The 19,891-nt window shown below is 33.5% G+C and carries 17 protein-coding genes; 7 read left to right on the plus strand and 10 right to left on the minus strand.

All coding sequences use genetic code 11. The annotated features are described in order from the left end of the window. Nucleotides 1-173: 173 nt before the first annotated feature. A complete protein-coding gene (locus AB0A59_RS08355; protein ID WP_458742883.1) occupies nucleotides 174-788 on the plus strand; it encodes a hypothetical protein in 615 nt (204 codons plus the stop codon). A 175-nt stretch (nucleotides 789-963) separates the two neighbouring features. Here AB0A59_RS08355 and AB0A59_RS08360 read toward each other — a convergent pair whose 3' ends face one another. Further along, nucleotides 964-1,167, minus strand: coding sequence for a winged helix-turn-helix domain-containing protein (locus AB0A59_RS08360; RefSeq protein WP_458742885.1), 204 nt, complete (start codon nucleotides 1,165-1,167; stop codon nucleotides 964-966). A 360-nt stretch (nucleotides 1,168-1,527) separates the two neighbouring features. Between AB0A59_RS08360 and AB0A59_RS08365 the strand changes: the two genes are divergently transcribed. Further along, nucleotides 1,528-1,734 (plus strand): sporulation protein Cse60, encoded by a 207-nt coding sequence (locus AB0A59_RS08365; RefSeq protein ID WP_458742887.1) that lies wholly within the window; start codon nucleotides 1,528-1,530, stop codon nucleotides 1,732-1,734. A 223-nt stretch (nucleotides 1,735-1,957) separates the two neighbouring features. On the opposite strand, the gene AB0A59_RS08370 is transcribed toward AB0A59_RS08365, so the two are convergent. Next, nucleotides 1,958-2,392 carry a hypothetical protein gene (locus tag AB0A59_RS08370; RefSeq protein ID WP_458742889.1) on the minus strand — a complete coding sequence of 145 codons (435 nt, stop codon included), beginning with the start codon at nucleotides 2,390-2,392 and terminating at the stop codon, nucleotides 1,958-1,960. 558 nt (nucleotides 2,393-2,950) lie between these two features. Then, the gene (locus AB0A59_RS08375; RefSeq protein WP_458742891.1) at nucleotides 2,951-3,571 is read right to left on the minus strand and encodes an MEDS domain-containing protein; all 621 of its coding nucleotides are present in this window, start codon (nucleotides 3,569-3,571) and stop codon (nucleotides 2,951-2,953) included. 459 nt (nucleotides 3,572-4,030) lie between these two features. On the opposite strand from AB0A59_RS08375, the gene AB0A59_RS08380 reads away from it, so the two are divergent. Continuing rightward, on the plus strand, nucleotides 4,031-4,525 hold the full coding sequence (locus AB0A59_RS08380) for a hypothetical protein (protein WP_458742892.1): 495 nt from the start codon (nucleotides 4,031-4,033) through the stop codon (nucleotides 4,523-4,525). Between the two features lie 577 nt (nucleotides 4,526-5,102). Here the strand turns inward: AB0A59_RS08380 and AB0A59_RS08385 are convergent. The 3 genes from AB0A59_RS08385 to AB0A59_RS08395 all read right to left on the minus strand — a co-directional run bounded on the left by AB0A59_RS08385 (nucleotide 5,103) and on the right by AB0A59_RS08395 (nucleotide 12,277). Next, on the minus strand, nucleotides 5,103-6,386 hold the full coding sequence (locus tag AB0A59_RS08385; RefSeq protein WP_458742894.1) for a response regulator: 1,284 nt from the start codon (nucleotides 6,384-6,386) through the stop codon (nucleotides 5,103-5,105). 294 nt (nucleotides 6,387-6,680) lie between these two features. Beyond that, complete coding sequence (locus tag AB0A59_RS08390; RefSeq protein WP_458742896.1) at nucleotides 6,681-10,694, minus strand: hypothetical protein; 4,014 nt, start codon at nucleotides 10,692-10,694, stop codon at nucleotides 6,681-6,683. 182 nt (nucleotides 10,695-10,876) lie between these two features. Next, nucleotides 10,877-12,277, minus strand: coding sequence for an NAD(P)/FAD-dependent oxidoreductase (locus AB0A59_RS08395; protein ID WP_458742897.1), 1,401 nt, complete (start codon nucleotides 12,275-12,277; stop codon nucleotides 10,877-10,879). Nucleotides 12,278-13,535: 1,258 nt separating this feature from the next. On the opposite strand from AB0A59_RS08395, the gene AB0A59_RS08400 reads away from it, so the two are divergent. Then, complete coding sequence (locus AB0A59_RS08400) at nucleotides 13,536-13,679, plus strand: hypothetical protein (RefSeq protein ID WP_458742898.1); 144 nt, start codon at nucleotides 13,536-13,538, stop codon at nucleotides 13,677-13,679. A gap of 921 nt (nucleotides 13,680-14,600) precedes the next feature. After that, nucleotides 14,601-15,146, plus strand: a complete 546-nt coding sequence (locus AB0A59_RS08405; RefSeq protein ID WP_458742899.1) for a hypothetical protein — start codon at nucleotides 14,601-14,603, stop codon at nucleotides 15,144-15,146. Between the two features lie 357 nt (nucleotides 15,147-15,503). On the opposite strand, the gene AB0A59_RS08410 is transcribed toward AB0A59_RS08405, so the two are convergent. After that, on the minus strand, nucleotides 15,504-15,905 hold the full coding sequence (locus tag AB0A59_RS08410; RefSeq protein ID WP_458742901.1) for a DUF1428 family protein: 402 nt from the start codon (nucleotides 15,903-15,905) through the stop codon (nucleotides 15,504-15,506). After that, nucleotides 15,898-16,152 carry a hypothetical protein gene (locus AB0A59_RS08415; RefSeq protein ID WP_458742903.1) on the minus strand — a complete coding sequence of 85 codons (255 nt, stop codon included), beginning with the start codon at nucleotides 16,150-16,152 and terminating at the stop codon, nucleotides 15,898-15,900. Before AB0A59_RS08415 ends, AB0A59_RS08410 begins: the two co-directional genes overlap by 8 nt. A 143-nt stretch (nucleotides 16,153-16,295) precedes the next feature. Between AB0A59_RS08415 and AB0A59_RS08420 the strand changes: the two genes are divergently transcribed. Next, nucleotides 16,296-16,541 carry a hypothetical protein gene (locus tag AB0A59_RS08420; RefSeq protein WP_458742905.1) on the plus strand — a complete coding sequence of 82 codons (246 nt, stop codon included), beginning with the start codon at nucleotides 16,296-16,298 and terminating at the stop codon, nucleotides 16,539-16,541. 1 nt (nucleotide 16,542) lies between these two features. Then, on the plus strand, nucleotides 16,543-16,782 hold the full coding sequence (locus AB0A59_RS08425) for a hypothetical protein (protein WP_458742907.1): 240 nt from the start codon (nucleotides 16,543-16,545) through the stop codon (nucleotides 16,780-16,782). Between the two features lie 342 nt (nucleotides 16,783-17,124). On the opposite strand, the gene AB0A59_RS08430 is transcribed toward AB0A59_RS08425, so the two are convergent. Continuing rightward, complete coding sequence (locus AB0A59_RS08430; protein ID WP_458742909.1) at nucleotides 17,125-17,730, minus strand: CHRD domain-containing protein; 606 nt, start codon at nucleotides 17,728-17,730, stop codon at nucleotides 17,125-17,127. 1,329 nt (nucleotides 17,731-19,059) lie between these two features. Next, complete coding sequence (locus AB0A59_RS08435; RefSeq protein ID WP_458742911.1) at nucleotides 19,060-19,854, minus strand: LbetaH domain-containing protein; 795 nt, start codon at nucleotides 19,852-19,854, stop codon at nucleotides 19,060-19,062. Between the last annotated feature and the right edge of the window lie 37 nt (nucleotides 19,855-19,891).

Raw genomic sequence — 19,891 nt, forward strand, 5'->3', positions numbered from 1 at the left:
AATGAATAAATTAAATCAGCCAAATTTACCATACTATTGATTCAGGTTAGCCCATCCAGGATAAATAATTCAAATTATTTTCTAATGAAAAAAATGTAAATTACATAATATTCAATTTATTGAATTTATGAATTTAACAAAATTTAAGAATTGAGCCGACTAAATACAAGTAGTTGAAACAAAAAAGTAAAAAATTAAAAACATATTTGACACATTTTCCCGTCAAATCCTATATAGAAGCTGACATTCTATCAAAAGAATCCACTTGGCGAATTATGGATCGAATAAGACAAGCAGGTGCAAAGGGAATAACTGCCGAAGAGATAACACAGCAGGAACAAATTCCTGTAAGTATAGTATACACAACTTTGAAAGAATTATACAGGCTGGAATATGTGTTCCTTTATCCTAGACAAAAAAAGGAAAAGGGTGAAAGGAAGAAGAGATTTGTTTGTGAGAGAGGGTCTTGGGGTAAATATGGTATTGACAAGGAATTTGACGCAATAATAAAGGTCAATGGAATAACAGAAGGAGTAATGAATGATCTGCGCCAGCCTATAATGAAAATATTTGATGAAATTTATGAAAAATTTTCATCAAAAAAAGAGCTTCATCAATTCTTGCCAACAAAACATTCGAACATTTGTCCAAATTGTCAGAGGAGTCATGAATCAATGGAGTTTTTTTATGCAATATTATTGAGAAGTATAGATCTTATGATAACAGAGTCCAAACAGATTAAGGATTTCTTAATTGAGAAAGGATATGCTTACGAGGAACAAATATAGTTCTAAAAGAGGTAGCTTCCTTTAATAAAATAGCTCAAACAAAAGTTCAGAACAAAGGATCCTTTTTTGAAATACCTATTTTAAACTTAATAGAGATTCGGTCATTTTGCTAGACAATGAGAGGAAATGTTTTCCACTATCTGTTAAATGATATAGACGTAAATCTGCATATACGTTATAAGCTTCTTTTGTTGAAGGGAATCCAAGTTCTCTTCATCTGAACAAAAGAGAGATATACCTCGTACATTATTTTTGATTGAATAGCACCTTTATTTCCTATAGTTTTAATAATCTGGGCTTTGATTTCTAAGCGACTTCTATTTTTCATAGTATGGTTAAAGTGCACAAAACTAAAATATAAGTGACCAAAAAATAACATTACTGAAGATCATTAGGTAGTTTTACTAGAATTATTATAACAAATCCCCTTTTGTGGAATTTTTATTGTCTATTCATTACTATTTCGTCAGTTGCAATTCCTCTTTTGGCCGAGTTAAGTTGAGTAACCACATTTTACTTTGAAGTTGATAATTATTTATTAGATCTCAATCGACGTGAGGCTGAAAAGTACATGCAAACTGAAGTTTTTTTATATGGAAGGCTATTATTTCCATATCAGCCGGATATAATGATAAATACAGACATTGGAAAGGATCTTAAAAATCAAAACCTATGGCTCGTAGAAACCTATAATTAACGAGAAAATAACAATTATATTAAAATCAAAGACGATTAAGGTATGACAAGGGTAAAATTCTACAGCAACCAACAATTATCAGAAATTGAAAAAAGCATCAATGAATTTCTTAAAAAAGAAGAGGTAAAACAATTAATTAACATTAAATTTGCCGTCGTTAACAGAGATGGCAGTAATGAATATACTGCACTAATTATTTATGAGGAAAACATGTCTCTTGGTAAAGAAGATCCTCAAATGTATGAATAATTCCACATTGAAGTACGAGGAACGTAAATACACAATTGAGAACTTGCTTTTTAACAACTAGAATAGGACATTCTCGATTTATTTATTTTTTATACTAACCCCTTTTACGTGGAAAAATCAAATTACTCTCAAAGATAGAAAAATTATGCTTATGTAACAAAATAATAGACTAATCAGATATAATGAATGAAAAGATTTCTACTGTCAAAAAAAATAGAGAAAATTATTGTTGTGCTAGAGCGTTGTTACCAGTGTTTTCTTGGTTTTGCAAGTTGATGTTGTTGCCAGAGGCTACGGTATCATCACCTGAAACTACTTGACTATTTTGGTTGGACGATTGAGATTGGCCAATACCCTGTGATGCAGAATTCTCTCCGTTATGGTTATTGTTATTGTCATCATCGTGGTCATCATCATCAATGTCCTTAGACCCAAAATCGCCATCATAGTCTTCGCCATAATGTTCTCTCAAATTTTTGTCGCAGTCTTTTTCATTGTCTTCATAATAATCCTCATCATCCTTACACTTGTCTTTGTCTACACCATAGTGGGCAAAGGCAAAATCAAGACTCGATGTCGTTGGGCCCATTACCATTACTGTCACAAATACTGCTACAATTAGTAATGCTGTTGTTTTGCTATTACTTATCTTTAACATTTTAATCTTGAATTCTCTAGAAAGAATATATGATTTAATAATTTTCTAAGATAATTAGGTAATTAATTTACAGTAATAATATGCAGAAATTTTTCTAATTATGTTTTTATAATATGTTGATTTAAATGCCACAATTAGAAAAGAGATCAAGAGAACTTTGGTTGCGGAACTAGCCTTTGAATAGTATTTCAATAATTAACAAGTATAAACTATTAAATGCAGATTCTTCGAATGCTGTGGATCAGTTCAGACCTCCGTTGAAATAATGACCATTGAATTTAATCTCAGTTGGATGACATTTTATTAGCATAAACCCAGGATTATCTAGCATAGTTATAGGTTTCTATTTCTCATACCGTCATGATTTCATGTAGTCGATATTTCTAGGCTAAAGGTAGTGAATTTAATTGATGATAGATAGCGAAGACTACTAATTATGACAGAACAGATTTTTATGTTAGGAGCCCTCTCATGCTAAACCCAAAGGTTCAAATCCCAACCTGATGGATCATATGACAAATCCTCAGGTACCATAATTGGATCTCAATCCAGTTATTCTCATTCAAGTCTTGCGTTCTTATACGTAATAACATCATCATGTAGAAACAGTCTAGTGAAATATGCATTATAGGGAAACTGATTTACCAAATACTTTGGATATGGACAGATATAGGACCCTGGAAAGGGTTCTTGATGCCACCACTCTTCGAGTAAAATACATTGATTAAAATGTTGATTTTTAAATAATAAAGTTGCACAATCTGCAGTTAAACGTACGTGTTTATCCTTTCTATTCCTGTCTTTATTAACAATGTTGACAATCTCCTCTTTTAGTTTATTAAACGGGTCTAAATTTCCAACCATTGCCTGCACATAATATAGCGTCAAGTCAATAATCATTAGATTTCCTTTTTCTATATTTTCTTGGTAATTGGTAATTTGGGATGAAAAGTTTTCAATATAATCTCTATTGTTTAAATTTACGGATGCATGAAGACAGAGTTGATCACGCTTTAATCCTTCATTGATATAAGTTGCTATTGCATTATCTAAGTCAGATTCGTTTTCATAAAGAAGAATGATATGCCCATTATAAGGGGGACTAATTAGGATATTCTCATAATTAATTTCATGAGTTAATTTGTAATAGAATGCTGCCGTCTTAAACGTTAGTAACATATGATAAATTCTATTATTGCTTAATGAGTTAAAATTACATACCGGCAATTAAAATGTGTTATTAGATATTAAGCATAAATGCATTCTGAAGGTTTGTTATCTATATCTTGTGTATTAAAATCATCAGCTTGTTGTTGCTTGTTGTTATTCATGTTTCTCAATCTTTTGTTTCACATCTTACTTGAAATAAACAAAAATATGATGATAAATATGATACAATTTTTAATTGAAACATCTTCATCAAAGTTAGAGTTCCAAAAATTCAATTAATACACTACAAATTATTGTCCTGCAATAAGTACAAGAAAAATGATTTCTACTACTCCTCTTTTTGTCGTGTTGCATAAGACCTGGTATCAGAGGTTCTAATAATATTTTACACTGTATCTTTCTTTAACGAATCTAATATACTCTATTTCTATGAATGGAATTCTTAAATATGTTCTCTGCATTAAAATTATGATGAAAAATATTTCCTTGTTCTTATGCGTTTTATCTATAACATCCATATTGTATTTGTATAATCTTTCGGCTAGTCCCGCCCAGTCGCAGTCAGGGGGCGGATTAGAGATTACCCCGACGGTTCAATGGAGTGAAAATTTAGAAGGGACTTTCAGTTATTGCGTTTATGAAGGAACAGTCACACTTGATTCAGTTAATGATCCTCAAGCATTTTGCATTGTTCCAACTTCGAATTTGCCTTTCCAAAATATGCAATCTAGTGTGAATGATAATGTTGATACTTATCTGTTACAACAAATAGAGACTCCGGCTGGTCTATTTAAGGATGGTACTCCATACTCTGTCTGTGTTGTGTTTGCTCCATTCTCGCCCCAAGACGCTGGATTTAATACCGCAGAAAGTTGCCAACAATTCACAAACAAAAAAGGTAGTCATCCTGAAGAACCCTTTATCAACCTAGATGATGGGGTATTGTTTACAAATAACCAGTAATTTTTTTGTACTCATTCTATTTATAGAAGAAAATATATCTTCATTTAAGCGGTAGGTAAGTTAGAAAAATAAATGCATAAACTATCTAACTTGTTCCTCCTTTAGTATCATTTAGAGAAGATAATTAGCCAAACAATAAATAATACCATAGGGAATTTTAGGGTACATTAAAATGCTTGCGAGATATCGCAACCTGGACTACAAAAGACTCGATTATGTATTTTATACCACAAGCAACTTAATCCCCACGGATTCACACAACTATATAGATCTTTAACAAAAGTCTTGATTATTCCTAAAAGAATATCAATACGTATCTTACTAAATTCATATTGATCTTTTCAAATATATTTGGAGATGAGTCAGACTTACCACATCATCTAGTTAGAAACAATTTCTTGATTGAATTAAAATTTTGATAAGGCTGGAGGCATACATCTTCACTGAGGTTAGCAATAGTGTGCTTGTTTCTGCATAAATGCTCACCGAAATCCTTGACAATGTCATATGACAAGAGAGATAATTCTTAAATCTTTATAGACAACGAAATCGGTTAATAGCGCCGATAGGTGATTGCTCATTGGATTTCAATTTCACCTTTAATTGCTGATTCTATTGCATGGATGAACCTTTTTCTTTCAATCGGTTTCTTTACCAATTGTTCCATTTTTACATTAGACATAGTATCTATGATAATATCTGCACCCTCTATACCTGAAATAAACAATACCTTTGCGCCTTTGTCTCTTGATTTTATTTTGTTATGGAACTCCACACCATTTATTTTCGGCATTTTAATATCCAATATTATAAGATCGTAATAGTAAGGAGCTGATTGCTCAAATCTCTCTAACGCCAGGACTGGATCACTAAATCCTTCTATAATATAACTTCCGGATTCCAAAAATTTTTTGTACACTTGGAGGTTGTCTTCTTGGTCCTCCACAATCAAAATTTTGATTTCTTTACTTTCTTTGTCATAACCGATTTTTCTATCGTTTATACCTATAATAGGATCAGTAAATTCATTGTTGCTAGCCAATGATGAATATGTAGAAGTTCCATGTTGAATATTTGACTCTGATCTTCTCTTAAATGGATTCAGTATGGGTCGGTTATCCTTTAATGCCACAGAATATATGGGATAGTCAGCCTGGTCAGAAGTAATTGTGTATCTTGCAATTTCTTCAAATATGTATTCTTTGTACGATTTTACAATATCATACAAGTTTTTTCCTATTGCCATGCCATTTGGATTGGCCTTGGAGTTTATTTTTGAACATATATTTACCGTGGAGCCAAAGAGATCTTGGGCCTTTGATGATGAAGATTTTGCTAATTCCACCATTCCGTAATCTGCACTTATCCTGTAGTTAAGCGGAGGTAGACTTTCCTGAGTCATTTTTGAGTTGATTATGCTATGAGCAGCTATCGTGGTGATTCCGCATTCTATTACATCCTGAAAGACAAACTTGTTGCTGTCCAAGGGATTAGTAAAAGTGTTTGGAAAATAGTATATGAGACAATCACCAGCATTTTTGATTATTGTTGCACCAAAGTTTTTAGCAATTGAAGCCATAGCATTTAAAAAGATGGAATAATAGTTGCTGATCTCCAAGTCATTGAGTCTTGATACCGTTTTTGTGGAGTTCATCATATCAATAAAGCATATGCAGCATTTTTGACGATTACCTGAAAAAAGTATTTCTCCATCTTTTATAATGTTCCAATAATTAGCTCGAGGAATAATCGAATGTTGATTAGATTCACTGCCATTTTGTCTAGGAATTAACGGAAATTCATCATAGTCTCCGCTATGATAGGCTATGTATTTTTCACTACTTTGATCCTCGGATGACAATATGTAATTATAATACCAATACATATTATTAACAATATACTTTTTGATTGGTACTTACGTAGAACGATTCTTATATGAGGAAAGATTGTTTTACATCTAATTTACTCTTTCACAATTCAAATTCTATAATTAGTTATCACGGTTATAATTGGCATTGTCAAAAAAAAAGAAAAGAATATTGTCTTAAAATAAAGGACATGATTATTAATGTAAATATTGTCTTGAATGAGTAAACGATAAACACGCTGAATAAAGCTACTCAACCGACCATCCTAAACCGAAGACCATTAGATGCTAAAGATCTAGAGGTAGATTGAAATCTTTGACAATATTTCTGAGTTTGTCTTTGGTTTCAATGTTAAGGTTCTTAATAGAATTCTTTATACCATGCATCCAGCCCACTACAAATTTACTGTTTGGATTGATTTTGACTCTTTCAAATATTTTCTGCTGTATATCAATTGATAACTGTTGGAAATTCATTCCCAAGCTGGTACCCATACCAAAAGATAGATTATTGTATCTCTCCAAGTCGCATAAACTCAATAGTTGATTTTGCAACAACTGATCCTGTAGTGGAAAGCTTTTTCCCAAACCTAAACCCAAGCCCGCCGCAAATTCAGAACCTTGTGTAGCCATATAAAACGCTTCCTCTTGCAGTTTTGTACTTAAACCGTGAAAAATGTGTCCGATACCATCGCCGAAACCCCTAGCAAAGTCCTGCAGTCGATCAGATGTAACATGATTAACAATTGTATAACGAAAGTCTTTGCTTAGGTACGAAAAGATGTGTCCCAACGAAAATCCTGCCTCAAAGCCTAATATTCTGTTATTCTCTATTATTTTGAATAAGTGACTTCTAATTTGCTCAGGCATGTAAGGAAGAATATTGCCAAATCCTGTAGCAAGTCCCCTATTGAAATGTTCTTTTTTCAATAAATAGTCTACTAATTCATGTCTATCTTTATTGTTAAGATATTTGAAAGAATTTCCAATGCCAATTCCCAATCCTCTTGCCAACTCAGCGTTGACGTCTGCTTTCTCAATCCACATTCGCCTAGTATTGGTGCTCATGGTGACGATATTCTCTCCAATTCCAGTGCCAAACCCTCTTGCAAACTGAGCATTCTCATCAACCCATTGAAGTGATTTATTGCCTATTTCATCGTCAAGATAATGTAATGTAGAGCTGAATCCAATGCCTAACCCTCTTCTAAACTGCAAATGATGTTGAGAATACGTGAAGATGGTATGATGAAATTCAGTTTCATAATATCTATAAGCTCTTCCAATTCCAGTGCCGAGACCTCTCGCAAAGGCATCATTCACCTCAGCTTTATCAAAAAGTTCATTCTGTGAAACCTCATCAAGGTACTTAAATATTTGTCCCAAACCATCACCCAAACCAATTGCGAACTCGGGGTTTTGACTACATTCAAACCAAATTTGCTCTTTGAGTTTATCATCAATGTACAAAAAACTCATTCCAAACCCATTACCCAATCCCCTGGCCAGATGCACATTATTCTTTACAAGATGATCTAAAATCTCTTTTTTGAAGTGTTCATTTAAGTATTTGAAAGAATATCCGAATCCATTCCCAATACCAAACGCCAATCCTTGGTTCTCTTTAATCTTAACTTGCAATATCTCATCTTGTAGTTTGTCATCTTGGTAAGTAAAGAGAAATCCTATCCCCATTCCTAGACCTCTCGCAAAGGCATCATTCACTTCAGCGCTTTCAAATAATACTTTCTGAAATACTTGGTCTGAATATCTAAATATTCTTCCATAACCAAAACCTAAACCAAAAGCAAATTCAGTATTTGTCTTCATTCGTTCCCTTATCTTATCCTGCAGTCCTTGATCGAGATATGGAAAAGAATATCCGATTCCAAACCCTAATCCCTTGTCAAACTCGCTATTTCTCTCAGCTCGTCTTAATATATCACTCCGGGTATTTTCGTCAAAATATCTGAAAATGTATCCAAAGCCATAGCCCAAGCCAAAAGCAAAACCGCTATTGGTCTCAATTCTTGCAAACGCCTTTTCCTGAAGTATCTTGCCCAGATATGACCATGTGAACCCAAATCCAAACCCTAGTCCCTTGTCAAATTCTATATTTTTGTCAGCCCGTAAAAAGAACTGGTTTTGAAATTCCTGAGGAAAATGTTTTAGTACAAATCCAAATCCAACCCCAAGTCCTAGGTCAAATTTGATGTTTTGGTTCGTCATGGACAGAATTTGTGCTTGTTTATTTGTAGATAGATATCCAAAGTATATTCCAAAGCCCAAACCCATACCATGGGCGAATTCGCCATCACTTTCCGTATGCATTATAATGGCAGCAGGTGTTTCATCTTTACCGGTAAAGGATATATACATTCCAAACCCTAGGATAAATTCCGAGTGCTTTAGTGCCCTGTTAAAAATTTCTTTGTGAAATGTACTTGGTAAAAACTTAAAATTTATGGCTAGGCCCATTCCAAGCCCCTTGTCAAACTCGCTGTTATTTTCTCCCATCTTAAATGTAGCTTTTCTAGATTCTAAACTCATAGAAGGCATGGCCAGTCCAAATCCACACCCCAAGCCCCTTGTCAGTTCACTGTTTCCCTTAGCCTTTTCAAAAACTTCCGCCTTGAGATCGTTCCCAAGTGAATCGTATGTATAGCCTATACCCATACCTAGACCATCTGCAAATTGATCATTGGTTTCTATATGTTGAAAAATCTCTTTCCTAGTCTCCGGTGAAACATACCCGATAATTTTTCCAAGGCTTTGACCAAGGTACCTGGCAAACAGCATTGCTTTGTAAATTTTCCTTAATATCTCTGTTTTGTGTCTTGAGCCAAGAGAGAGGAAATTTTGACCCATGCTCTCTGCTAAACCCAAACCAAATTCAATGTCTATATCAACTCTGCTTAAGATGATAGATTGTAGTTCCTCATCTAAAATTTGGAAACAGTCTCCAACGCCGTACCCTAAAGCTCTTTCGAACTTGACATGCTTTTTGAAGTATTCATAGATATGGGCGGGTAGGAATGGGCTTGTAGTATTGGAAGGTATAAACGAAAAATTTCTTCCTAAATAGGTTCCAAATAAATAAACCTGGCTTTCTTCTTCGGGTATGATATTAAAGAAATTGGTTATTAAAAATCTCATGATTTTCATTCTTACAAAGTCATCGAATCTGATAGATTCCCTGGCAGCATCATGCATAGCATAAAAGAATCCTGATAGATAGACCCAAGTAATTAACTTTCTTGAAGGCTCTTGGGGAGCAACGCTTCCAAAGATATCTAACTGAAGTTTTTCTATATTGTTTATGTCTCTATCCAGGCCTGTTTCATAAGCGAATTTTAATGTATAAAGAAATTCAGACTCGGCTCTTCGTTCATCAAAACCACTGATTAGACCAAATTGCTGCTCATAGTATTCAGTACTTCGTAATAGCCTTTGGGCAATAACAATAGGATTTACCAAGATGTGGGAAAGTTCTCTCTTGTCTTCTGCAGTGGTTAAATTGTGAAGTGAGTGATTATTCAGGTAAACTTGTTTCTCTTTTGAGCCTAATTCGTTGTAATAGTCAAATATGGTTAATGGGGAAGGCTCTTTTTGCCATAATACAGTAGAGATTTTGTCAATGTCCTTTTCAACGTATTTTTTATATATGTTTGTAAAAACTGAAATTTGTGTACCATACTGCTTTAGCATTTCCTTAATCCGCTCCCTGCTGTATGTAATTTCACTTCTATAGATATCATGGAGTTTAGTAAGGGAAAACCGGTATTCCTCCATAAAAGATGGTCTTAGTGCCAAGAACAGATTGCTTGCTTTTACATTTGAGCTCAATATCTCAATTACTCTTAGACCATTATTAGGATCCTTTCTTAGAAGATCTTCTGGGAAATTGTCCCAAAGTATTGCATCGTTCTCGTTAATTCTTTTTATTAGTTCAAAAAGGTCTGTCCTTCCAACTTCCTCTATCCCTACCGTGTTCCTTGGATTAAGAATAATAATGCTATCATATTCTGTAATTTTTCGCTTGATAATCTCATAAAGTATTCTTGATTTGCCGCATCCACTTGGACCAAAAAGAAATAATTTGCTAAAATGGCGTATATTCTCAAATCCATCATAATCTACAAAAGGAATCGTCTGTAGATCAAAAGTCAACTGGACGTTAATTGCGATACTTATCTTCTGGAGTGTCTCGTCTATACTACCGCTGTTTCTTAGTATTGCATACGAGACATCTATTGGCTCCATCGACATTTGTGTTCCTTGTTGATTAGTCTCGGCGTTCATTTACCTTCTTTTCCAAATTGTTGATATATCGTGATGGTCCACAAAATTATAAAAGGCTTTGCTCGATAAGATAAAATTATTATTTATCTAACTATAGCCTAATAACATATAATTAAATTAATTTATAACTTGGACTATTCCGGGTCTTGTGTTTTATGGTCAAAGAAGATTATTTTTTCCACCTAGTATTCCTTTAACCTTTCAAGTAATACATGTAACAAGATCAATGGATGAAAAATGATTATCGGAGGCTTTATCATATGTATTACTTCAAAAAAATATTTTGTAGCTATTTTACTTTTAGGGGTCAAGAGCAGTACACGATGAGAGTATTTTTGCAATAAACGTGTTAAGAGGTTTGGACGAATCCCTTCAGTCGTAGACCATTGAAAGTCCTCTCCAGTTCCTAATAGCCACGGAAGTTTGTTAGTTTTTGAAATTCTTTTTTGAAATGTCAAAGCAAATCTGGATTTACTTCGATCTAATGGGCCCTTTTTTTTGTATTGCTTCAAGGTTTTGTCCAGAGTCAGGGCTCCAATGCACGCCACAGTAATTCCTTGTGCATAGATTGGGTTAAATGAGGAAACTGAATCACCAAACGCAATGAAGTTCTCTGGCCATGATTTCATTTTTTCATAATGATACTGCCTGCTACCGGTTGTCCGAAATCCGTATATTTGGTTATCGAACTCAAAATCTTTTATTATGTTATACATATCTGTTGTTTCCAATTTCATTATGTATTGCAGGAATCCATTTTGATCTGTTGGCGGGTAAAGCCCTCCTATACCCAGAATACTAATTAACCATGACGAATCTTCAACTGGATAAATTACACCCATTCGTGGATTAAAGGGGGGATTTGTAAATACTATGGTTGGTATAATCTTGTGCAAAGGAGGTTGATTAGGGGAAAAATTGTGTATATTTGGCTTATACCGACAGGTGGAATAGCCTATGAAGGACCCGATATTTGTTTCCGATGGTTTGCCATAACCGAGTTCTTCAAGCCATTCAGCCGTTCTTGATCCTCTTCCGCTGGTGTCTACAACTAAATCTGCAGATATGATCTCTTCCGAATTTGTATTTAGGCAAATGGCAGTTAGGCCTTTACACATACTGATTTCCTTTTGCGTGGATTTTTCAGTTACTAGTCCTTTTACCATCGTTTTTTCACGTATTATAATATTTGCAAAATTTTCTATTATTTCATTTCTAATCTCGTATTCCAGAAGTTGTCGTGTGCATGCAATCGTAGTAATATCGGATCTAAAGTTCAGTGAGTACCCTTTCCCAACATAATATCGTACATCATTAAGCAGATCCAAAGTGTGCGCCCCTTTGAGAACAAGTTTTTTTTCTAAATTGGGAAACAGTTCTAAAAGTATTTTTTTTCCTTTGACTAATAATACATGAGTGTGGTTTGATTGAGGCGTTCCATTCCTGGGGCCTGTATGCAAAGGGTAAGTATCCTTCTCTATAATAATGACTCTCTCATAATACTTTGATAAGACCCTTGCAGCCAACAAGCCTGCAATTCCACCTCCGATAACCAAAGCTTGTTGTTCAGGAATTCTCTCCATTTATTGGGGTTTGCTGTGGTACACGTTTATTTAATAATTTGCTTTAATTTTATAAACTAAAGAGCTGATATCTCCTAATCATTTCCAGCCTGCTTAGAATATATTGACATTTTCAAACTAATTACTAGGACTTCATTTTTTACTGCTAATTGCTATACATTATATTTGAAATCTTAAGAATGATGTTCCTATAATTAAAAAACTCTCTTAAAAGTCTTATTTGATTCTTGGAGTCCTTTACCAAATCAAGTATACTTTATGCACCTAGAATTCTAATACCGTTAAAAGTTGTCAATCTAGTCAAAAATCTACCAATACCTTTTATCAATTCTCTTATTCTAATATTGCCATTAATTTATCCCCAGTTGCGCATCCTTGTAAAGACTATTACTCAGATTAAAGATCTTGTCAGTCCTCTTAAAATTCCGAAACAAAGCACAATACTTGTTTAAGTCATCATAACTCTACTAGAAGTTATACAATCACTATGATCCTGCGGTGAAAAACCCATGACTTATATTTATTTTAAATGTCCTTCCATTCGCAGTTCAAAAAGTATCTTCATTAAAGTATCATAATCAATATTAACTTCGTTTAGAATAAATGAATGATCTGTTCTTCCATGTTTGTTAATAAATCTTAAAATTGACTGCTTTTTCTTTTCATATACTCTATCATTCACCATCAAGTAATAATGAAGATAAGTCGAGTGACTTTCCTATTTTGATATGGGATCGGCCATTTTGACATTATCACAGGTGTCTCTAATTTGTCTTCATTAAGAATGGAAACACCTATCAATTAAAAAATTAAGGTAATAACTCCTGTATAGTAAATAATAGTACTTTAATATGCCATGTGCAAAACATTGTAAATTGTCAATTTAAGTCAGAAGATGATCAGTTAATTCCAAAAAGTTTATTCTTAATCATGCACCTACACCACCAACAGAAACAAACATCACTGCTAATTAATGATGCAATAATATTATATTAAAATGAGATTGCATGCTGCATAGATTAGCATATCTATCTTAAGGTCTTATGAATGTGATAGATTAATGCCTTTCCCCCCCCCCTCCACCTCCATCACATTTACAATTCCTTTATCTAACGACTAAAGGATGGAAAACAGGAAAAGTACATGAGATAGAAATTTAGTTTGTTGAGCAAAATAAAAAATATTATGTTTTATCAGAGCACAAAAAAAAGCACATTAGGTTCAGAATATTATACATTACCCTAAAATAGCTTTTGAAGTGGATAATCAAATCTTCAATGGTTATGGAAGGGTCGTTGAAGATGTTGTAGAGAAAGATTTGATTCATAGAGTTTCAGAATTGATGGATAAGAAGTACGGGTGGAGTGACGGATTAATCGTAGAATTGTACTCTTCGAATTAAACAAAATATACATGTATTGAGACAATCTTCTAAACCTCTTTCCTTATCTTTGGATTATTCAACCTTGAATGGTATCCCGATGATTCATTCCATACAAATAACCTAATTTTAATTATTTGTAAATTTTATAAATGGTTCACAAAGAAGTCCGCCTTTTAAATAATATGTTGCATAAAACCTGTAAATGTCAGACATTAAAAACTCAATGGAAGATACAGGCGAAAGTATGAAAAGAGGAGCAAAGAAAGCAGGCAACAGAATAGAAGAAGGGGCCGAAGAAGCAAAAGACAAGGTGGACTAATAGTCCATTAATTTTTTTGATAATGCTTGTAATATTATAGTTTGACTTGTCTGTTTTAAAATATGTGTTTGATAGCAGCTGTAAATAAGAACTCCATCAAAATCTAATTTTATGCATAATCAATAAAAAGATTGTATATTAATAATTAATAGTAACAGATCTCATATACCTGATGGATTCGAAGCCCATCAGTGCAGAATTTGCAGTTATTAAGTATCATTGAATTTATCTGGAAATTAGACTCATAACATTGGCTATTACTAAAACCATCGGGTCCGATCCATTGATATGCTTTAGATGAAAAGGTAAAAATTTTGATGAAAAGCAACCTCACACAAAGTTTGTAAGAAATATTATTTCTCTTTTCAGTAGAATCCCATTTAAAGAACCGATATCAGCATTAATCCCACGGATGAAAACTGTAACTAATGAATTAAATAATAATTGCTATAAAAATTCAATTTCAAATTGACCTGATTAGACTGCACTATTAAGACTTACCCGAGTTAATCAAGCATATCTTTCAGTATATTTTTTTTGATTGCCAAAGCTTGTGATATTAGACCAAAACAAACTATTCCCTACTAATGAAATTTAAATACTAGGGTTTTAGATAAATTATGATGAAAATCACCAATAGATTGATTCAGACCATCTTTTTGTTAGCAGTTTCTATTTCTTTGATAGTAGTGGCTGTTAATTCGAATCAGGTTTTTGCTCAAAATCCTTCGAATACGGACTCAAATGTCCTGAAAGGAGCTATAACAAGTACTTCAAATGACGGCAATACAACGGAGCCTGCCTGGGTATTAGGTGGAGTGTATAGATTTACCGAATTTAATTCCTCCTCTCCTGCTTTTAACGCTTCTTTCTATATGACTAAAATAGATGGTACAGCCGAACATATTCACTCTATATATGACCTCAAGTTATCGGGTAGCCCGGTTGTTGATAGCAGTTCAAACTCTACAAACCTTAATGGAACAACAACAGTAACGCTTAAAGACGGACCAGTTTCAAATGTGCCAACACAAATAGAGTTACTAGATGAAAGTGCGATAGCCATTACTGTTGATAGCAATTCGACTAATAATCACTTTGGAACTACTCCAATCTATGGAACTCAGCATCTCATCTGTGTAGAAGCCCCAGATCTGTGCAAATAACCCTTTTTGGGTTTATTACCTCTTTATTTAAGCAAGATCATTATCTTTTTTTTAAATAAACTAATTTTTAAGTAGAGGAATTATTCTACGCAGAATTAGAATCCCATTTAAAGAACCGATATCAGCACCTATCGTCACGGGCCCAAACTAACAGTTTTGTTGTAGGGTAATAATATCATGATTTGCTGGGATTTGAACTATTATCCAAACACGCCTGTCAAATTATCCTGGGTTCTACTCCACCTCCAATGAAGTCCACAATGATCTATTCAATAGGGGTTGGATATTTGGAAAATTATAAAAAATCTAACATTGATTCTATGAATTTTTAAAAATTGTAGAAAAAGAAATGGCTATTCAGGATGTTTCATTCAATCTAGTAAAATCTCCAAACACTATTGAACCAGGTGTAATGATTTCCATAGATTCTTTATACAATTTGTTAGCTCTTTTATCGCTTTCCACAGCCTTCATAACTTCATCTACATGCTTGGCGTCTCTATAGGATAGTATTTCTAAATTTACATCTTCGTCATCATTAGCAGAAATGATTTTTGATATATTTACAAAATCCATCATGTTTTCTCTTGTATTTAATCTATATACAAATTTTGACACGCAATGTTTCCTGAAAAAATCATCCGTTTGCTTGCCAATCTTTGCTAAAGCATCACGATCCTTCTTTGGGGCGCGGATAAAAACAATTTGGATCAGACCTCCGGTATCCTTTTGGTGTTCAAAGTTATCAGAATTACTCATACGAATCGATATGAATTGATATTATAAAAATAACAAAGGTTTTGACCTTGTTACTACTCGTTATGTCGATAAATGGGGGATTATATTCAAATTTGAATCTTATCCCCCGGCCCGAACCCCGTACAAATGAAGTATATACAAGATTACCATAGATTTTTTTTGGTGGAGCCCCCATCTGAAAGCCGCAGATTCGAATCCCACTCTTATTTGATATCAATGAAAAAGATAGCGGGATTGATGTTAACATCTAATTTGTTGCCCCTTGAATATTTGAGTAATATCTATCAATATTCAAACTTTCACAATATTGTGTCGAAAGATATTCAATATTGAATCATATGCCCATGAAAGATATCTAATTCTTAAATATTGCCATATCTATACCCGTTTATGACATGGACAAGTGGTTTTGGAAATTTACCTTCAGGTGGAATACAAACATTTTGGGTCGAAGGGTTCGTTGGAGAACCAGCTCAGTACATAATGGCTAATCCTCTGAATCCCGGTGGTTCATTAATGATAAGTGATTTTACAAAGGTAATGAACAACGATGGATCAATAACTTATATGGTGACTATTATTAATGTAGGAACTATAAGTACTAACTTTAATCTAATAGGAGGAAGTGTGAGTTAATATGAAATTTAATGTAATTGTTGATAGCTTTGGTAATATCGTTGGAGCATTCCAATCTGAATTTATAAAAAAAGAAGATGGAAAGGAAAGAAAGAGTGGTATATTCCTTAAACCAGATCAGAAAATGTTCGAAATTGAAGTGGATAACCAAATAATCAAAGAACATCCTTCAAAATTACAAGAACAAATGCAAAAAATTGTCGATACAAAATTTGATCTACGACCTTATTTGAAAAAATAAGTGCTTTAATCTAGATTAAATCTTTTTTTATAAATGCTAATGCCTTATTCGGTAGGAACCCCCGTCCGAAAGGTGTAGATTTGAATCCCAACCTTTGTCTTGTTTATTTTTTGTATTTTTTGCAAACTATATGCATACTGAAAGAATGGTAATTATTCAATAGACAAAGTATTATGCGAATTTGCTCATTATCCTAATCCTAACATCACATGCCTAAAACGGTATTATGTCTAATACGTAACCTTCATTCCTAACTTCATAGTCGGATTTTGAAAGATAAAGTAAGTTAATAGGCATTAAAAAAAATATTGCTATTAATCACGTTTACATAAAAAGTAAAGGTTATTGTTCTTCTGTATCCTCTTGTAATTCTTCACTAATTATCTGTCCTCGTATCTCCCCGTTAGGATTCTGTTGAGTATGTATATTAGCATAGGTGTTTCCATCGTTAAAAGCGTCTACTAAATCAGAAATTTGCATTCCTTCAAGAGTGCCTGAAAGATCTTCTGAGTTAATTGTTCCACTTTCTGAAACTTCATCCTGAGGCGATTCAAATTCAAATAAAGTAGCTACTACTGGTCCATTCTGACCTTCAATTCCAAAATGAATGTGTCCTGCTGTTACTGCTTCTATATCGGTGGCAGTAATAGTATAATCAATGCTACCACCATCGTTAGATGGACTGAAATCTGCAATTCCTGTTGCTTGTGTGTTCACTGGCGGAACCTCTTGATCTCCTGAAAGAACTGTACTGTATTCTACATTGCTACTACCGTTATTATTGTCATCACCATTGTTGTTGTTGTTGCTATTGGTATTGGTATTGGTGTCGTTAGCCTGTGCAAAAGATTGAGATATTGCAACCGAGGAACCTATTCCAAATAATCCCAAGACCAACACTGCTATTATTGATGAAACAAAAAATGGTTTTGTATTTCTTATATTCATTAGCATACATTGAATGTCATAATATATAACTAAATTTCTCTAGGTATGAAGGATATGTGCAGAACCTTGTATTTATTTAACTAAATTTATCTCAATGGATCTAAATTATCTTGTTTTTAGTAAATGGATGTCATTGTTAGGATTCCTGTCGACGGCGAAAGTAGAAACCCGTGACTACTGACATGTACATAATCCCATCTATTCCTCATTTAATTAGATTCCATACATCGATTAGATTCCCTGTTTTTATTCTATTGCTTCGGGTCCCACTCCCCATAGTTCCTATTTATACCTTAACATTTTCTAATCGATAAAGTAGTTATTGGAATTCACGACTTTCGCCAGAAGATCCGAGTCGCAGCCTTTGTCTTGTTTATTTTTGCTCAAAGACAAACTCCATCGTCACATTTTGTAGCGCATCAATTAAAAGTAATGTTACGTCCAAAGCGAGTAGCATACCTAATTTTAATTATAATGCATATTCCCAGTACAATATAACCTACATTATACAAAAGATCGAAAAACCCAGTAGTATAGATAATTTTAAAAAGATCATTGAATCCAAAAAGGAAATCTGCAATAAAAAACAAGAGTCCAAATGATGCAATCAAAATCCAGTAATTATGTCCCTTGTTTAATGAGATAGATCTTCCTCTAAGATAATAAGCGATAGCTACTAGTATAATAAAAGCATCTAAAACAAGGTAACTAAAAAGGAGTATTAAACCAATTATATCATTACTAAAAGTATAAATTTCAAATATAAATATTGAAATATACAATATATATATTACAAAAAGAGAGAAGGTAACTAAAGCGCTTATAATAAAACCTAATTCTATTTTATACGATTTATTTAACAAGTATAAGTATAAAATAAAGAAAATATATCCTGTTAAATAAAAGCAATCTGCAAAGGATGGATATGCGTCTATCCGTAGAAATCCGTCATAGTATGCATATAGAAATTCAGCAGTAAGCCAGCATAGTAGTGAAGATAAAATAAACAAATATGTTTTATGAATACCCCGTATAGAATTTGTTGACTTTTGTATGAAGATTATGATCAAAAAGGTAACTATACCAGCTGACAAAATGTTTGGAATATTAAATTGCGGATAAAAACCTATAAAATAAAAAGAAAGCGAGATTGAGCCTGTAAAAATGAAAATAATTATTAAGGATCTTGTCGAGAAGCCTTGAGAATAATTTTTACTTACAGAATTCACTTTTAAAAACTCTTCCAAAAGAAAAGGTTTGATGGTGATAAATAATAAGCCGTAGATGGTCCATTTAATTATAAATAACTAGTAGTAATAATTGCCTTTACTACCTTTCAATATTTGCACTATCGTATGCGGTCGCAAGAGCTTGGCTATTTTGTAGATCCCCTTGGTTTAGATTTTGACTTGGACTTCCAATTACAGATGGCAACTTGGCAACGTGCGATTGATTCGTAAGAACACTCCCTGGAGGAACCAAGGTATTGTCTGGAATTTCAACTCCTGTTATGATACTGCCGAGCCTGATAACTACGTTGTTGCCTATCTTTGAATCAAGCACGGCACTTTTTACTCCAATTAATGTATTGTTTCCAATCCAAACTGGTCCATGGACAAGTGAGTCATGTGCCAAGCTCACATTTCCGCTGATGAAAATTGCATACCCTTTATCAAATCGTGTGTCATTGCCTAGTAACCTATCTCCTTCCTTAGAGAACCGTTTGTTATCAACATTGGTGCCGTTTCTAGCGGCATCAAGAGCATGTAGAATAACTCCATCCTGGATGTTTGAATAATCACCAACGTGAATCGGAATGCCTTCATCAGCCCTACAAACAGCAGTAGGGGCCACTAGTACCTTCTTTCCGATTGAACAATCACCGATTATTATTGCAAATGGATGTACAAATGCAGAATCATCAATTTTAGGGGATGTAACATTTTGAACTACAAATGTCTTTACGTTTGACATTACGTTTGGCCATTGGTTATATACCGATGCATTGTTATTAGCATCTTGTCCCATGGCGAAAGGATTTTGATACACGAAACTAACAGTTATTACTAAAATCAAAGATACCGTTATTATTGCAATAGATTTGATATTTCCACTATTTTCCACTACATTTGTTATAAATTGCAAAATATAAACAATTACC

The sequence above is a fragment of the Candidatus Nitrosocosmicus sp. T genome (genome assembly GCF_054408485.1).

Excerpts from the sequence above, each read along its gene's own strand:
- AB0A59_RS08415 (WP_458742903.1), bottom strand. The coding sequence starts at position 16,152 with ATGTTAACATCAATCCCGCTATCTTTTTCATTGATATCAAATAAGAGT.
- AB0A59_RS08390 (WP_458742896.1), bottom strand. The coding sequence starts at position 10,694 with ATGAACGCCGAGACTAATCAACAAGGAACACAAATGTCGATGGAGCCA.
- AB0A59_RS08430 (WP_458742909.1), bottom strand. The coding sequence starts at position 17,730 with ATGAATATAAGAAATACAAAACCATTTTTTGTTTCATCAATAATAGCA.
- AB0A59_RS08395 (WP_458742897.1), bottom strand. The coding sequence starts at position 12,277 with ATGGAGAGAATTCCTGAACAACAAGCTTTGGTTATCGGAGGTGGAATT.
- AB0A59_RS08425 (WP_458742907.1), top strand. The coding sequence starts at position 16,543 with ATGAAATTTAATGTAATTGTTGATAGCTTTGGTAATATCGTTGGAGCA.
- AB0A59_RS08365 (WP_458742887.1), top strand. The coding sequence starts at position 1,528 with ATGACAAGGGTAAAATTCTACAGCAACCAACAATTATCAGAAATTGAA.
- AB0A59_RS08405 (WP_458742899.1), top strand. The coding sequence starts at position 14,601 with ATGATGAAAATCACCAATAGATTGATTCAGACCATCTTTTTGTTAGCA.
- AB0A59_RS08380 (WP_458742892.1), top strand. The coding sequence starts at position 4,031 with ATGATGAAAAATATTTCCTTGTTCTTATGCGTTTTATCTATAACATCC.
- AB0A59_RS08375 (WP_458742891.1), bottom strand. The coding sequence starts at position 3,571 with ATGTTACTAACGTTTAAGACGGCAGCATTCTATTACAAATTAACTCAT.
- AB0A59_RS08410 (WP_458742901.1), bottom strand. The coding sequence starts at position 15,905 with ATGAGTAATTCTGATAACTTTGAACACCAAAAGGATACCGGAGGTCTG.
- AB0A59_RS08420 (WP_458742905.1), top strand. The coding sequence starts at position 16,296 with ATGACATGGACAAGTGGTTTTGGAAATTTACCTTCAGGTGGAATACAA.
- AB0A59_RS08370 (WP_458742889.1), bottom strand. The coding sequence starts at position 2,392 with ATGTTAAAGATAAGTAATAGCAAAACAACAGCATTACTAATTGTAGCA.
- AB0A59_RS08360 (WP_458742885.1), bottom strand. The coding sequence starts at position 1,167 with ATGTTATTTTTTGGTCACTTATATTTTAGTTTTGTGCACTTTAACCAT.